We start from the raw sequence: 14,305 nt of genomic DNA on the forward strand, positions 1-14,305 counted from the left end.
TTTTCCTGGGGCATTTCATGGAAAAGCAAATCGTCGCACCCAAGCAAAAGCTCTCTCTGAGCGATCCGAAAGTGCGCGCGTGGTTATTTCAGATCATCACTGTCGTGGCGGTGATCGCGTTGGGCTGGTTTATCTTCGATAACACCCAGACCAACCTGCAACACCGTGGTATCACCTCGGGTTTCGGTTTTCTTGAGAACAGTGCCGGTTTCGGTATCGCTCAGCACCTGATCGACTACAGCGAAGCGGACAGCTATGCCCGTGTGTTCGTTATCGGTCTACTGAATACCTTGCTGGTGTCGGTTATCGGTATTGTCCTGGCGACCTTGCTGGGCTTTGTCATTGGTGTCGCTCGCCTGTCTCCGAACTGGATGATCAGCAAGCTGGCCACCGTGTATGTCGAAGTCTTCCGCAACATTCCGCCACTGCTGCAGATCCTTTTCTGGTACACCGCCGTATTCCTCACGCTGCCTGGTCCGCGTCAGGCGCATGGCTACCTGGACATGTTCTTCGTCAGCAGCCGCGGGCTCAACATGCCCAGAGCATTGCCTGCCGAAGGCGCCTGGGCATTCCTGGTCAGTCTGGTTATTGCCGTGATCGCCATCGTCATGATGGTGCGCTGGGCCAACAAGCGCTTCGAAGCCACCGGCCAGCCGTTTCACAAGTTTTGGGTCGGCCTGGCGTTGCTGCTGGTCATCCCTGGCCTGAGCGTGCTGATCTTCGGCAGCCCAGTGCATTGGGAACTGCCACAACTGAAGGGCTTCAACTTCTCGGGCGGCTGGGTGCTGATCCCTGAACTGATCTCCCTGACCCTGGCACTGACTATCTATACGGCGGCGTTCATCGCCGAAATCGTGCGCTCCGGCATCAAGTCGGTCAGCCATGGCCAGACCGAAGCTGCTCGATCATTGGGCCTGCGCCCTGGGCCGACGCTGCGCAAGGTGATCATCCCGCAGGCGCTGCGCGTGATCATTCCGCCGCTGACCAGTCAGTTCCTGAACCTGGCGAAGAACTCTTCGCTGGCAGCCGCCATCGGCTACCCGGAAATGGTTTCCCTGTTTGCCGGTACGGTGCTCAACCAGACCGGGCAGGCCATTGAAGTCATTGCCATCACCATGAGCGTGTACCTGGCGATCAGTATCAGCATTTCCCTGCTGATGAACTGGTACAACAAGCGCATTGCGCTGATCGAGCGGTGAGGAAAAGCGCATGACAACCCATACTTTCAAACCTGATATGCCACCACCGGGCAAAGTGTTCGGTCCGGTAGCGTGGATGCGGCAGAACCTGTTCTCCAGCTGGATCAATACCCTGCTGACCCTGTTCTCGCTGTACCTGATCTATCTGGTCGTGCCGCCGATCATCAGTTGGTCCCTGCTGGACGCCAACTGGATCGGCACGACCAAGGCAGACTGCACCAAGGCGGGCGCCTGCTGGGTGTTCATCGAGCAGCGCTTCGGTCAGTTCATGTACGGCTACTTCCCTAATGAACTGCGCTGGAGGGTCGACCTGACCGCCATTCTGGCGATCGTCGGTGCTGCGCCGCTGTTCATTTCGAAGTTTCCGCGCAAGGCTGTCTACGGTATTGCCTTCCTGGTGATTTACCCGGTTGTCGCGTTCTACCTGCTGCATGGCGGTGCGTTCGGTCTGACCAACGTACCGACCAGCCAGTGGGGCGGTCTGATGCTGACTCTGGTGATCGCCACCGTGGGTATCGTCGGTGCGTTGCCGCTGGGTATCCTGCTGGCGCTCGGTCGTCGTTCCAACATGCCGGCCGTGCGTGTGGTATGCGTGACGTTCATCGAGTTCTGGCGCGGCGTGCCGCTGATCACCGTACTGTTCATGTCGTCGGTGATGCTGCCGCTGTTCATGCCAGAGGGCATGAACTTCGACAAGCTGCTGCGTGCGCTGATCGGCGTTATCCTGTTCCAGTCCGCTTACATTGCTGAAGTAGTCCGTGGCGGCATGCAGGCTATTCCCAAGGGCCAGTACGAAGCAGCCTCGGCGATGGGCCTGGGTTACTGGCGCAGCATGGGTCTGGTGATCCTGCCGCAGGCGTTGAAGATGGTCATTCCCGGCATCGTCAACACGTTCATTGCCTTGTTCAAAGACACCAGCCTGGTGATCATTATCGGCCTGTTCGACCTGCTCAACAGCGTCAAGCAGGCTACCGCCGACCCGGCATGGCTGGGTATGGCCACTGAAGGCTACGTCTTCGCGGCCCTGGTGTTCTGGATCTTCTGTTTCGGTATGTCCCGCTATTCCATGCATTTGGAACGTAAGCTGGACACAGGCCACAAGCGTTAGGAGTTTTGTGATGAGTGAAGTTATCAATAAGCCTCTGGGCGCTGAAGGCATGATCCGCATGGAGGGCGTACACAAGTGGTACGGCCAGTTCCATGTACTCAAGGACATCAACCTGAATGTGCGCCAGGGTGAACGTATCGTGCTGTGCGGCCCGTCGGGCTCGGGCAAGTCGACTACCATTCGCTGTCTCAACCGTCTGGAAGAGCACCAGCAGGGTCGCATCATTGTCGATGGCACCGAACTGACCTCGGACCTCAAGCAAATCGAGACCATCCGCCGCGAAGTGGGCATGGTGTTTCAGCACTTCAACCTTTTCCCGCACCTGACCATCCTGCAGAACTGCACCTTGGCACCGATGTGGGTGCGCAAGATGCCGAAGAAGAAAGCCGAAGAAATCGCCATGCACTATCTGGAGCGTGTGCGGATTTCCGGAGCAGGCCCACAAGTTTCCGGGTCAGCTTTCCGGTGGTCAGCAGCAGCGTGTGGCGATCGCCCGTGCCTTGTGCATGAAGCCGAAAATCATGCTGTTCGATGAACCGACGTCGGCCCTTGATCCGGAAATGGTCAAGGAAGTGCTCGACACCATGGTGGGCCTGGCTGAAGAAGGCATGACCATGTTGTGCGTGACCCACGAAATGGGCTTTGCCCGTACCGTGGCAAACCGGGTGATCTTCATGGACAAGGGCGAAATCGTCGAACAGGCTGCGCCGAACGACTTCTTCGATAATCCGCAGAGCGACCGTACCAAGCTGTTCCTCAGTCAGATCATTCACTGAGTGGGCTTCTGCTGAACAAGGAAACCGGGCCATGTGCCCGGTTTTTTTGTGCCGGCCGTCGCGGTGCGGGTTGTATGCAATTGAGCGGAACCTTGTATTCGCGATGATTCTCCAACAGGATACCGCCCCCCTGAAAAGGGTCGACATACCTGATGACCGAGAAACTGATGACTGCCAAGGCTCAACCCGGCCCCCAACCGACTACCGATCAACCTCATTCCGCTTTGAAGCGCCCCTGGCTGTTGCTGCTGGGCCTGGTGCTGGTCGCCCTCAACCTGCGCCCGGCGCTGTCCAGCATCGCGCCACTGCTTGACACGGTGTCCGACAGCCTGGGCATGTCCGCTGCCGAAGCCGGACTGCTGACCACCTTGCCGGTCCTGTGTCTGGGCCTGTTTGCGCCGCTGGCACCGATCCTTGCCCGCCGGTTTGGCAGTGAACGGGTGGTTATGGTGGTGCTTCTGACACTGGCCGCAGGCCTGGCAATGCGCAGCCTGTTCGGTCAGGTCGGGCTGTTTGCCGGCAGCCTGCTGGCGGGTGCAAGCATCGGGATCATCGGCGTGTTGCTGCCGGGTATCGTCAAACGTGATTTCCCGCACAAGGCCGGAGCCATGACCGGTGTCTACACCATGGCCTTGTGCCTGGGCGCGGCCATTGCAGCCGGTTCGACGGTGCCGCTGAGTCAGTACGTTGGCGGCAGTTGGCAGATTGGCCTGGGTTTCTGGCTGGTTCCGGCACTGATTGCCGCCGCGTTCTGGTTTCCGCAGGCGCGTGAAGTGCATGGCACGCATCGCGATGTCTACCGGGTCCGCGGTCTATTGCGTGACCCGCTGGCCTGGCAGGTCACGCTGTACATGGGCCTGCAGTCGTCGCTGTCGTACATCGTCTTCGGCTGGTTGCCGTCGATCCTCATCGGTCGCGGCCTGACGCCGACCCAGGCCGGTCTGCTGTTATCCGGCTCGATCATCGCGCAGGTCATCAGCGCGCTGGCGGTACCTTATCTGGCCACACGCGGCAAGGATCAGCGCCTGGCGATCATGCTGGTCATGTCGCTGACCCTGACCGGTCTGTTCGGCTGCCTGTACGCGCCGCTTGGCGGGCTGTGGGGCTGGGCGATCCTGCTGGGGGTCGGGCAGGGCGGCACGTTCAGTCTGGCGCTGGCCTTGATCGTACTGCGCTCGCGCGACTCACATGTCGCCGCCAACCTGTCGAGCATGGCGCAAGGCGTTGGCTACACCATCGCCTCGACCGGCCCGTTTGCCGTGGGCGTGGTGCATGACATGACCGGCAGCTGGAGCGCGATCGGCTGGATCTTCGCGGTGCTCGGGCTGGGCGCCATCATCGCGGGCATGGGCGCCGGTCGGGCGCTGCAGGTGCAGGTCAGTAGCGAGAAGGTTTGATTTTCGATGATTGTTGGTCATTCGGACCAGGCTTGAGCTGCTTCAGGTCTGAGTCAGATTGGCCAGTGCCCATTGTTCGGCACGGGTGACGCTCAGCCCTGATTTCGCGTTGTAGGTACTGGCGACGTCCCATGCCACGCCTCGGCCCATGGCAAAGACTGCCCGGTATTTGCGCAGATTGTCATCCGGCATTTCCGTCAGCTCGGCCTGCAACTGTGCAACACTCCATACGTGCCGCTCGATGTCGCGCCCCGTGACACGCTCCACAACATCGGCCAGCCCGGCGTAGGTCAATGTGTCGCCAGCGGTGTACACCACCTGATTCACGATGCGCGGCTCGTGCATCACGATGGCAGCAGTCAGCCTGCCAATGTCCTGTGTGGTGGTGACCGTGACGGCAGTATCGAGGCTGCCCAGCGCATTGATCCGCCCGCCTTGCAGATCGACGACACCGAACGCTGGCTCGAACAGGAAGCTTGTAAACATGCCGGTCGAAACGATCACCCATTCGGTGCGCTGCTGGGCGCGCAGCTTTTCCCGCACATCGAGTTGCTCATCGAACAGATCCTGAGGGCTGCCCCGGCCGATAAGGTCGTAGTCAACGCCGAACTGCCAAGGCAGGTAGCGTTTTATGCCGGCCTTGAGCGCCGCATCCGTCAGTTTGCGTTGAGTGCCCTGGCCAGCGGCAAACCCCACACAACTGATTACCGTGTCGTAGCGCGCCATGACAGCGGCAAGTTCGTCCACGGTGGCATCGGCCAGATCGGCTGTTTCGATGGCAATGCCCAGCGCGCGGACTTCTTCGATTTCCACACGCTTGGCAGGCGCCTGAGTACTCAATCTGCTCTGGCGTAGCAGCACGGCAATGCTCAAGCCATGTGCCCCGGCTTTCTCGACCAGCCCTCGCAACACAGCGAGCCCAAGCTCTCCTGCACCTATTACCAGAATGCGTTGTTTGACGTTTGCGTTATCGGCTTGCATGGTGACCCCTTTGGACAGCCTTTCAATTCAGGCGGGAGAGATGCTGGCATGCCTGTCGACATACAAAAAGTAGGCACATCGGTGATACCGGGCGGGCTGGACGCGCAGGAAGTGGTCAGACGCTCCGAAGCGGCCTGTGCTGCGCTCAGCGATGATGAGGATGGTCTCAAGCGCGACATTCTCGGCCACGCCGGTAACCGATGGTCACTGGGCGTGGTACATGCTCTTGGCGTCAGCAGCCCTTTGCGCCATGCCGAATTGCGCCGAAAGCTGCACGGTGTCACCCAGCGCATGCTCACTCATACCTTGCGCCAGCTTGAGCAGGACGGGCTGATCACCCGCCACGACTACCATGAGAAGCCGCTCAGGGTGGAATATTCGTTGACCGACCTGGGAATGGGGCTGCTGGTACAAATGATTCCGCTGTGGACTTGGGTGATTGAAAATTCGGAGGCGTTCAGTGCGGCGCGAAATCGTTATCTGGACAGGTAAAAGTGATGGCTGATGCGCCATCAACCCCTCGCCATTTTCCGCAGCGCCGCTTATCGTGCACGGATAATTCGCCAAGGGATGTGCACGCATGAACTACGAAGAACAAAGTCAGGCCAACAGCGCACTGATCACGCGCTTTTATGAGGCATTCGCGCAGCTGGATGCCGAGGCGATGAGTGCCTGCTACACCGATGACGTACTGTTCAGCGACCCTGCCTTTGGTGAGTTGCGCGGCGCTCAGGTCGGCGATATGTGGCGCATGCTGACTTCCCGGGCAAAGAATTTCTCGGTGGTCTTCGATCAGGTGCGGGCCGATGACCAGACTGGCAGTGCACACTGGGTGGCGACGTATCTGTTCAGTCAGACCGGGCGCACGGTGGTGAACGATATTCAGGCTCGCTTTGTGTTTCGTGATGGCAAGATCTGCGAGCATCGTGATCATTTCGATATGTGGCGCTGGTCGCGTCAGGCCCTGGGTTTGAAGGGCCTGTTGCTTGGCTGGACGCCTCTGGTGCGCAATGCCGTGAGCGCTCAGGCGCTCAAGGGGCTGAAAACCTTTTCAGAGAGCCGCCGTGCCTGAGGTCGCCAGCACTTCGAGTGCGTCGACTGCCGAACAGGTGGCCGGCAAACCCTGGTTTGTCTATCTGGTGCGCGCTGCCAACGGCGCGCTGTACTGTGGCATCAGTGATGATCCGCAGCGGCGGTTCGCTGCGCACCAGAGTGGCAAGGGCGCGCGCTTTTTCTCTTCGAGTCCGGCGATGGCACTGGTCTACGTTGAACAATGGCCCAGCAAGGGCGAGGCGTTACGCCACGAGCGGCTGATCAAGAAGCTCAGAAAAAGCGCTAAGGAGGCGTTGGCTGCCAGCTACGCAACGTCATCGATCCATGAGCGTGATGCCGTCCCATCAGTTTGAGGCTGTGTGCGGGCAGGGTGGTGCGGGTTAAGCTGTATTTTTCCCACGTGCACAGAGGCCGAACATGTCCGAGTTGATCCTTCACCACTACCCCACGTCGCTGTTCGCCGAAAAAGCCCGTCTGATGCTGGGTTTCAAAGGCCTTGCATGGCGTTCGGTGACTATCCCTTCGATCATGCCCAAGCCTGACCTGACTGCATTGACGGGCGGCTACCGCAGGACTCCGGTATTGCAGGCCGGTGCGGATATCTACTGTGACACGGCGCTCATGGCTCGGCGTCTGGAGCAGGAAAAAGCGTCGCCAGCGTTTTACCCAAAGGGGCAGGAATTTACGGTTGTCGGCCTGGCCGCCTGGGCCGATTCGGTGTTGTTCATGCACGCCGTGAGCCTGGTGTTTCAGCCAGAATCAATGGCTGTGCGCTTTGCCAAGGTGCCGCCAGACGCCGCCAAGGCGTTCGTGGCTGACCGTTCGACGCTGTTCAACGGCGGTACGGCGTCGCGCCCGCCTGTGGAGCAGGTCAAACACCAATGGCCTACCCTGATGTCGCGCCTGGAGCTGCAACTTTCGCACGGCGGTGACTTCCTGTTCGGCATACCGTCGATTGCCGATTTCTCGGTCGCCCACACATTGTGGTTTCTCAAGCAGACGCCGGTCACCGCACCCTTTGTCGATGATTATCCGAGTGTCAGGGCCTGGCTCGATCGCGTTCTGGGTTTTGGTCATGGCACGTTCAGCGACCTGAGCTCGGCAGAGGCCATCGAAATCGCCAGAAACGCTACGCCTGCGCCATTGCCCGCTGAAGCTCTCGTCGATCCAAACGGCTTCAAGGTGGGTGAAAAGGTCGCGGTTTCTGCAGTCGACTATGGCGTCGAAGCAGTTGAGGGCGAGCTGGTATTTAGCGGCCGCGAAGAGCTGATCCTGCGCCGCGAGGACGAGCGTGCAGGCGTCGTGCACGTACATTTCCCGAGAATGGGTTATCGGATCGAGAAGCGCTGAGGTTCAACGATGCTCTACGTCGCACGGACGACGCAGAGCATTGGCACGATAGTCTGGCGGGCTACTTCAATGCCGCCAGTATCTGATCCGGGTCAAACCCCCGGATCAGTGTGCCGTTGACGTCGATCAGCGGGATGCCTCTGCCGCCCAGCGCTTCATACGCCTTGCGGCCTTCTTCCGACTTCTCGATGTCGAACTCCTGATACGCAATCCCCTTGCTGTCCAGAAAACGCCGGGTCTGCTTGCAATAGCCGCACCAGTCGGTGGCGTACATCACCACTTTTGCCTGGCTGTAGCTCTGTGCGACGTCTGCCGAGGGCGGGTTGATGAAGTTCTCGATCCTGCCCCAGTTTTGATAAATCACCACCACCAGCATGATCAGGGCAAACTTCTTCAGGGTGCGCAGCAGCATGTCGGTTACCGTCGCTTCAACTGGTCGGTTAGCTGCGTCGGCAGCCCTTTGATGATCAGGGTGCCGGCGGTTTCGTCGTATTCGATCTTGTCGCCCAGCAGGTGCGCTTCAAAACTGATCGACAGGCCTTCTGCGCGGCCGGTGAAGCGGCGGAACTGGCTGAGGGTGCGCTTATCCGCCGGTATTTCCGGCGACAGGCCGTAGTCCTTGTTGCGAATGTGATCATAGAAGGCGCGCGGACGATCTTCGTCGATGAGTTCGGACAGCTCCTCCAGGCCCATCGGTTCGCCCATCTTGCTTTGACTGCTGGCGTAGTCGACCAGGGTCTTGGTCTTCTCGCGGGCCGACTCTTCAGGCAGGTCTTCGCTTTCCACGAAATCACTGAACGCCTTGAGCAGGGTACGGGTTTCGCCGGGCCCATCCACGCCTTCCTGGCAACCGATGAAGTCGCGGAAGTACTCGGAAACCTTCTTGCCGTTCTTGCCCTTGATGAACGAGATGTATTGCTTGGACTGCTTGTTGTTCTGCCATTCGGAAATATTGATCCGGGCAGCGAGGTGCAACTGGCCAAGGTCCAGGTGTCGGGACGGGGTCACGTCCAGCTCGGCATTCACTGCCACGCCTTCGCTGTGGTGCAGCAGGGCGATGGCCAGGTAGTCGGTCATGCCTTGCTGATAATGGGCGAACAGCACGTGGCCACCCACTGAAAGATTGGATTCTTCCATGAGCTTTTGCAGATGCTCGACAGCCACCCTTGAGAACGCAGTGAAGTCGCTGCCACCGTCGATATATTCTTTGAGCCAGCCGCTGAAAGGGTGCGCGCCGGACTCGGGATGGAACAGGCCCCATGCCTTGCCCTGTTTGGCGTTGTAGCTTTCGTTGAGGTCGGCCAGCATGTTCTCGATGGCCTGGGACTCAGCGAGTTCGGAGTCGCGTGCATGGAGAACAGCGGGCGTACCGTCGGGTTTCTTCTCGATCAGGTGGACGATGCAGTGACGGATCGGCATGGGCTTCTCGGCTGAAAAAGGTGAAGAGCGTGCAGCTCGTTGCAAGATGCCCAGTGTAACGCACGCATGCGCCTGATGGCCCCGGACGGGCTGGTTTTCGCCAGCAGCGAGTGTTTGCTGGGTGTTTTTTGTGCAATTAGCATTAAAACCTGACCAAAAGGATAGGTAGAGGCGGATATTTGCCCGGCTCTGTGCTAGTTTTGCCCGGTCTTGCGCACTTAGCGCGTCAAGCGTGCAGTTAGCGCACACGTAGGTCGAACCATTACCCGGTTTCAGTATCTACACTTTCGCGATTAATCGTGGCTGCTAGCGGGTGGCCAGGTTCATTGCCTGGCCACGGGCCGACGTTGCGCTCTGCAATCCAAATGAATTTGATAGGGAAGGAACACCACCATGGCTCTTACTAAAGACCAATTGATCGCCGATATCGCTGAAGCTATCGACGCGCCAAAAACCACCGCGCGTAATGCTCTTGAGCAATTGGGCCAAATTGTTGCCGACCAATTGGAAAACGGCGTGGAAATCACTTTGCCAGGTATCGGCAAACTGAAAGTTGCAGAGCGTCCGGCTCGCACTGGCCGCAACCCTTCGACTGGCGCTGCCATCGAAATCGCTGCCAAGAAAGTTATCAAGTTCGTTCCAGCCAAAGTGCTGACCGACTCGATCAACAAGTAAGCAACCGCTTGCTGTGAAAAAGCCGTGCACCGGTTAACCGGGCACGGCTTTTTTGTGGGCGCTTGGTTCTGCGGACGTCTATCGTTTCTCACGCTCCGCGTGGGACCGCCGTTCGTGACGCTGTGCGGCACATGGCTGAGCCGCACTGCATACTCTGGACCGGACGCCGAGCGTCCGCAGCATGCCAGTCAAAACTGTGCGCGTTGAGCCTTGTCGAGAAACGTCCAGGCCACAAAACGGCTTTGCTTCTGGCCTTGGCCCATTTCCACTACCTTCACTTCAAGTACGCCGGCTTTTTTCAGGGCGCTCTGGATCGGCGGCAGGTTGGAGGCCTTGGACACCAGTGTGCTGAACCATGCCACCTGGCTCGGCAGCAAGGCGCTTTCCTGGATCAGTTGGGTCACGAAGCCGATCTCGCCGCCGTCGCACCACAACTCTTGTGACTGGCCGCCGAAATTGAGCACCGGCAGCTTGCGCTTGGGATCAGCCTTGCCCAGCGCGCGCCACTTGCGCTGGCTGCCACGCTGCGCTTCTTCCAGCGAGGCATGGAAGGGCGGGTTGCAGAGGCTGACGTGGAAGCGTTCGCTGCTGTCGAGCAGCCCGAGCAGGATCTGCTTGCGATTGCCCTGCTGGCGCACGCTGATGGCCTTGCTGAGGCCGTTAGCCTTCACAATCGTAGTGGCTGCGGCGATGGCGGTGCTGTCGATGTCCGAACCCACGAACTGCCAGCCATAGTCGCTATGCCCCAGCAACGGGTAGATGCAATTGGCGCCAGTGCCGATGTCCAGCGCCTTGATGGAGGCGCCGCGTGGTATCACGCCTTCGTTATCGTCGGCCAGCAGGTCGGCAAGGAAGTGCAGATAGTCCGCACGCCCCGGAATCGGCGGGCACAGGTAATCGGCCGGAATGTCCCAATGGGCGATGCCATAGAACGCTTTGAGCAGCGCGCGGTTGAACACCCGTACCGCCTGCGGATTGGCGAAGTCGATGCTTTCCTTGCCGTAAGGATTGAGGATCACGAACGCTGCCAGCTCGGGGCTGGATTTGATCAGCTTCGCAAAGTCGTACTGGCCCTGATGCCGATTGCGCGGGTGCAAGGTGGCCTTTTCACGCGGCGCAGCAGGTTTGGCTGGCCGCTGAGGCTTCTTGCGCGGTGGTTTGCGGGTATCGGTCATGGATTCGATTGTCAGCCGTGAGGTTGAGTTGCCTGGCTTATTCGCGAGCAAGCGCAGCGTCGCCTTTGGCGTAGTACGCGTTGCTCGCGAATAAGTCAGTACAGAAGTTCAGATAACAAAAAGCCAGCCCATGATCGGGCTGGCTTTTCTGGCCACCTTACAGGCTGGCGATGCGTGCGTGTTGCTCGGCCAGCTTGCCCAGCGCCTGTTCGGCTTCGGTCAGCTTGGCGCGTTCCTTGGCGATGACTTCAGGCGGTGCCTTGTCGACGAAGGCGGCGTTGGACAGCTTGCCGCCGACGCGTTGCACTTCGCCTTGCAGGCGCTGGATTTCCTTGTCCAGGCGCGCCAGCTCGGCCCCTTTGTCGATCAACCCGGCCATTGGCACCAGCACTTCCATGTCACCGACCAGCGCGGTGGCGGACAGCGGTGCTTCTGCGCCTTCGGTCAGTACGGTCATGGATTCGAGCTTGGCGAGCTTCTTGAGCAGGTAATCGTTTTCGCTCAAACGACGCTGATCTTCGGCGCTGACGTTTTTGAGGAACAGTTGCAGCGGCTTGCCCGGACCGATGTTCATCTCGCCACGGATGTTACGCACGGCGAGCATCAGGCCCTTGAGCCATTCGATGTCGTCTTCGGCGGCCTGATCGATGCGTGCTTCATTGGCCACCGGCCAGGGTTGCAGCATGATGGTCTTGCCTTGCGCACCGGCCAGCGGCGCGAGGCGCTGCCAGATTTCTTCGGTGATGAACGGCATGAACGGGTGCGCAAGACGCAACGCGACTTCCAGAACGCGAACCAGCGTGCGGCGTGTGCCGCGCTGACGCTCGACCGGCGCTGTTTCGTCCCAGAGTACGGGTTTGGACAGCTCCAGATACCAGTCGCAATACTGGTTCCAGATGAACTCGTACAACGCCTGGGCGGCGAGGTCGAAGCGGAACTGGTCCAGCTGGCGGGTCACTTCGGCTTCGGTGCGTTGCAACTGCGAGATGATCCAGCGATCAGCCAGCGACAGTTCGACCGCTTCGCCGTTCTGACCGCAGTCTTCGCCCTTGTCCAGCACGTAGCGCGCTGCGTTCCAGATCTTGTTGCAGAAGTTGCGGTAGCCTTCGACGCGGCCCATGTCGAACTTGATGTCGCGACCGGTGGATGCCAGCGAGCAGAAGGTAAAGCGCAGGGCATCGGTGCCGTAGCTGGCGATGCCGTCGGCGAACTCCTGGCGGGTCTGCTTCTCGATCTTTTTCGCCAGTTGTGGCTGCATCAGGCCACTGGTGCGTTTCTCTACCAGCGTTTCGAGGTCGATACCGTCGACGATGTCCAGCGGGTCAAGCACGTTGCCCTTGGACTTGGACATCTTCTGGCCCTGGCCATCGCGCACCAGACCATGCACATAGACAGTCTTGAACGGGACTTGCGGCGTGCCGTCCTCATTCTTCACCAAGTGCATGGTGAGCATGATCATCCGGGCGACCCAGAAGAAAATGATATCGAAGCCGGTGACCAGCACGTCGGTGGAGTGGAAGGTTTCCAGTGCCTTGGTCTTTTCCGGCCAGCCGAGCGTGGAGAAGGTCCACAGGCCCGAGCTGAACCAGGTGTCCAGCACGTCGTTGTCCTGCTGCAGCGCGACTTCCGGCCCAAGGTTGTTCTTGGCACGGACTTCGGCTTCGTCGCGGCCGACGTAGACCTTGCCGGACTCGTCGTACCACGCCGGAATGCGGTGGCCCCACCAGAGCTGACGGCTGATGCACCAGTCCTGGATGTCGCGCATCCATGAGAAGTACATGTTTTCGTATTGCTTGGGCACGAACGCGATGCGGCCGTCTTCGACAGCGGCAATTGCAGGCTCGGCCAGCGGCTTGGTGGAGACGTACCACTGATCGGTCAGCCACGGTTCGATGATGGTGCCGGAACGGTCGCCTTTCGGCACCTTCAGCGGGTGATCATCAACGCTGACCAGCAACCCGGCGGCGTCGAACGCGGCAACGATCTGCTTGCGCGCCTCGAAGCGGTCTAGCCCGGCGTAGGCGGCGGGCAGGCTGCCGTCGACGCTTTCGTTCAGCGTGCCGTCGAGGTTGAACACCTGAGCGGCAGGCAGCACGTTGGCATTTTTGTCGAAGATGTTCAGTAGTGGCAGGTTGTGGCGTTTGCCGACTTCATAGTCGTTAAAATCGTGGGCCGGGGTGATTTTCACGCAGCCGGTGCCGAACTCGGGATCGCAGTAATCATCCGCGATGATCGGGATAAGGCGGCCTACCAGAGGCAATTCGACGAACTTGCCGATCAGCGCCTTGTAGCGCTCGTCCTGCGGGTTCACTGCAACCGCGGCATCACCGAGCATGGTTTCCGGGCGGGTGGTGGCTACGATCAGGTAATCCAGACCTTCAGCGGTCTTTGCGCCGTCAGCCAGTGGATAACGCAGGTTCCACAAATGGCCTTTCTCGTCGTGGTTCTCCACTTCGAGATCAGAAATAGCGGTGTGCAGCTTGGTGTCCCAGTTGACCAGACGCTTGCCACGGTAGATCAGGCCGTCTTCATGCAGGCGCACGAAAGCTTCCTTGACCGCTTCGGACAGGCCGTCGTCCATGGTGAAGCGCTCGCGGCTCCAGTCGACGGACGAGCCCAGGCGGCGGATCTGACGGCTGATGTTGCCGCCGGACTCGGCTTTCCATTCCCAGATCTTGTCCAGAAACTTCTCGCGGCCCAGTTCATGACGGCTTACGCCTTGCGCTTCGAGACGACGCTCGACCAGCATCTGCGTGGCGATACCCGCGTGGTCGGTGCCCGGTTGCCACAGCGTATTGCGGCCCTGCATGCGACGGAAACGGATCAGTGCATCCATGATCGCGTTATTGAAACCGTGGCCCATGTGCAGGCTGCCGGTGACGTTCGGCGGCGGGATCATGATGGTGTACGAGTCACCCACGCCTTGCGGAGCGAAGTAGTTCTCGGACTCCCAGGTCTGGTACCAGGAAGTTTCGATGGCGTGCGGCTGGTAAGTCTTGTCCATGCGCGGCGGGAACCTGTGGCATTGATTCGGAAACCGGTAAGTATAGACCTGACGACCAGCGACAAGCCACAGGAGTAGCTGTGAGCTGCAAGCTGGTAGTTCTGTCAGTAGGCGGCGTGTCGGCCAGACGGCATGATCGGTATTCAGACTTTACTTGCAGGGCGGACG

At 59.6% G+C, this 14,305-nt stretch carries 13 protein-coding genes and 1 pseudogene; 9 read left to right on the plus strand and 5 right to left on the minus strand.

The annotated features are described in order from the left end of the window. Positions 1 to 17: 17 nt before the first annotated feature. From V476_RS17045 to V476_RS17060, 4 genes and pseudogenes are all read left to right on the plus strand, one after another. On the plus strand, positions 18 to 1,199 hold the full coding sequence (locus tag V476_RS17045; RefSeq protein WP_003316920.1) for an amino acid ABC transporter permease: 1,182 nt from the start codon (positions 18 to 20) through the stop codon (positions 1,197 to 1,199). Between the two features lie 10 nt (positions 1,200 to 1,209). Continuing rightward, the gene (locus tag V476_RS17050; RefSeq protein ID WP_004402865.1) at positions 1,210 to 2,307 is read left to right on the plus strand and encodes an amino acid ABC transporter permease; all 1,098 of its coding nucleotides are present in this window, start codon (positions 1,210 to 1,212) and stop codon (positions 2,305 to 2,307) included. Positions 2,308 to 2,317: 10 nt separating this feature from the next. Further along, a pseudogene (locus V476_RS17055) lies at positions 2,318 to 3,083 on the plus strand (amino acid ABC transporter ATP-binding protein). A 167-nt stretch (positions 3,084 to 3,250) separates the two neighbouring features. After that, positions 3,251 to 4,480 carry a CynX/NimT family MFS transporter gene (locus V476_RS17060; protein WP_024959524.1) on the plus strand — a complete coding sequence of 410 codons (1,230 nt, stop codon included), beginning with the start codon at positions 3,251 to 3,253 and terminating at the stop codon, positions 4,478 to 4,480. A gap of 42 nt (positions 4,481 to 4,522) precedes the next feature. Here V476_RS17060 and V476_RS17065 read toward each other — a convergent pair whose 3' ends face one another. Beyond that, the gene (locus V476_RS17065) at positions 4,523 to 5,461 is read right to left on the minus strand and encodes an aromatic alcohol reductase (protein ID WP_024959525.1); all 939 of its coding nucleotides are present in this window, start codon (positions 5,459 to 5,461) and stop codon (positions 4,523 to 4,525) included. Positions 5,462 to 5,509: 48 nt separating this feature from the next. Here V476_RS17065 and V476_RS17070 point away from each other — a divergent pair, with 48 nt between their 5' ends. From V476_RS17070 to V476_RS17085, 4 genes are all read left to right on the plus strand, one after another. After that, on the plus strand, positions 5,510 to 5,953 hold the full coding sequence (locus tag V476_RS17070; RefSeq protein WP_003421782.1) for a winged helix-turn-helix transcriptional regulator: 444 nt from the start codon (positions 5,510 to 5,512) through the stop codon (positions 5,951 to 5,953). 88 nt (positions 5,954 to 6,041) lie between these two features. Then, entirely contained in the window at positions 6,042 to 6,533 is a 492-nt protein-coding gene (locus V476_RS17075) for a nuclear transport factor 2 family protein (protein ID WP_024959526.1), read from the plus strand. Beyond that, positions 6,526 to 6,867, plus strand: a complete 342-nt coding sequence (locus tag V476_RS17080; protein ID WP_003421784.1) for a GIY-YIG nuclease family protein — start codon at positions 6,526 to 6,528, stop codon at positions 6,865 to 6,867. Before V476_RS17075 ends, V476_RS17080 begins: the two co-directional genes overlap by 8 nt. 64 nt (positions 6,868 to 6,931) lie before the next feature. Further along, complete coding sequence (locus tag V476_RS17085; RefSeq protein ID WP_024959527.1) at positions 6,932 to 7,864, plus strand: glutathione S-transferase family protein; 933 nt, start codon at positions 6,932 to 6,934, stop codon at positions 7,862 to 7,864. A gap of 61 nt (positions 7,865 to 7,925) precedes the next feature. Here the strand turns inward: V476_RS17085 and V476_RS17090 are convergent, their stop codons facing one another. Continuing rightward, positions 7,926 to 8,276, minus strand: a complete 351-nt coding sequence (locus V476_RS17090) for a glutaredoxin family protein (RefSeq protein ID WP_024959528.1) — start codon at positions 8,274 to 8,276, stop codon at positions 7,926 to 7,928. Between the two features lie 5 nt (positions 8,277 to 8,281). Next, positions 8,282 to 9,283: a nucleoid-associated protein YejK gene (gene yejK / locus V476_RS17095; protein WP_003316907.1), complete on the minus strand. Its 1,002-nt coding sequence runs from the start codon at positions 9,281 to 9,283 to the stop codon at positions 8,282 to 8,284. A 393-nt stretch (positions 9,284 to 9,676) separates the two neighbouring features. Here yejK and V476_RS17100 point away from each other — a divergent pair, with 393 nt between their 5' ends. Then, entirely contained in the window at positions 9,677 to 9,958 is a 282-nt protein-coding gene (locus tag V476_RS17100; protein ID WP_002552279.1) for an HU family DNA-binding protein, read from the plus strand. A gap of 188 nt (positions 9,959 to 10,146) precedes the next feature. Here the strand turns inward: V476_RS17100 and rlmF are convergent, their stop codons facing one another. Next, positions 10,147 to 11,133, minus strand: a complete 987-nt coding sequence (gene rlmF / locus V476_RS17105; RefSeq protein ID WP_024959529.1) for a 23S rRNA (adenine(1618)-N(6))-methyltransferase RlmF — start codon at positions 11,131 to 11,133, stop codon at positions 10,147 to 10,149. Positions 11,134 to 11,290: 157 nt separating this feature from the next. Next, on the minus strand, positions 11,291 to 14,137 hold the full coding sequence (locus V476_RS17110) for a valine--tRNA ligase (RefSeq protein ID WP_024959530.1): 2,847 nt from the start codon (positions 14,135 to 14,137) through the stop codon (positions 11,291 to 11,293). Between the last annotated feature and the right edge of the window lie 168 nt (positions 14,138 to 14,305).

Origin of the sequence: Pseudomonas syringae KCTC 12500 (assembly GCF_000507185.2) — a bacterium.
In the GTDB taxonomy this organism is placed as follows: domain Bacteria; phylum Pseudomonadota; class Gammaproteobacteria; order Pseudomonadales; family Pseudomonadaceae; genus Aquipseudomonas; species Aquipseudomonas syringae.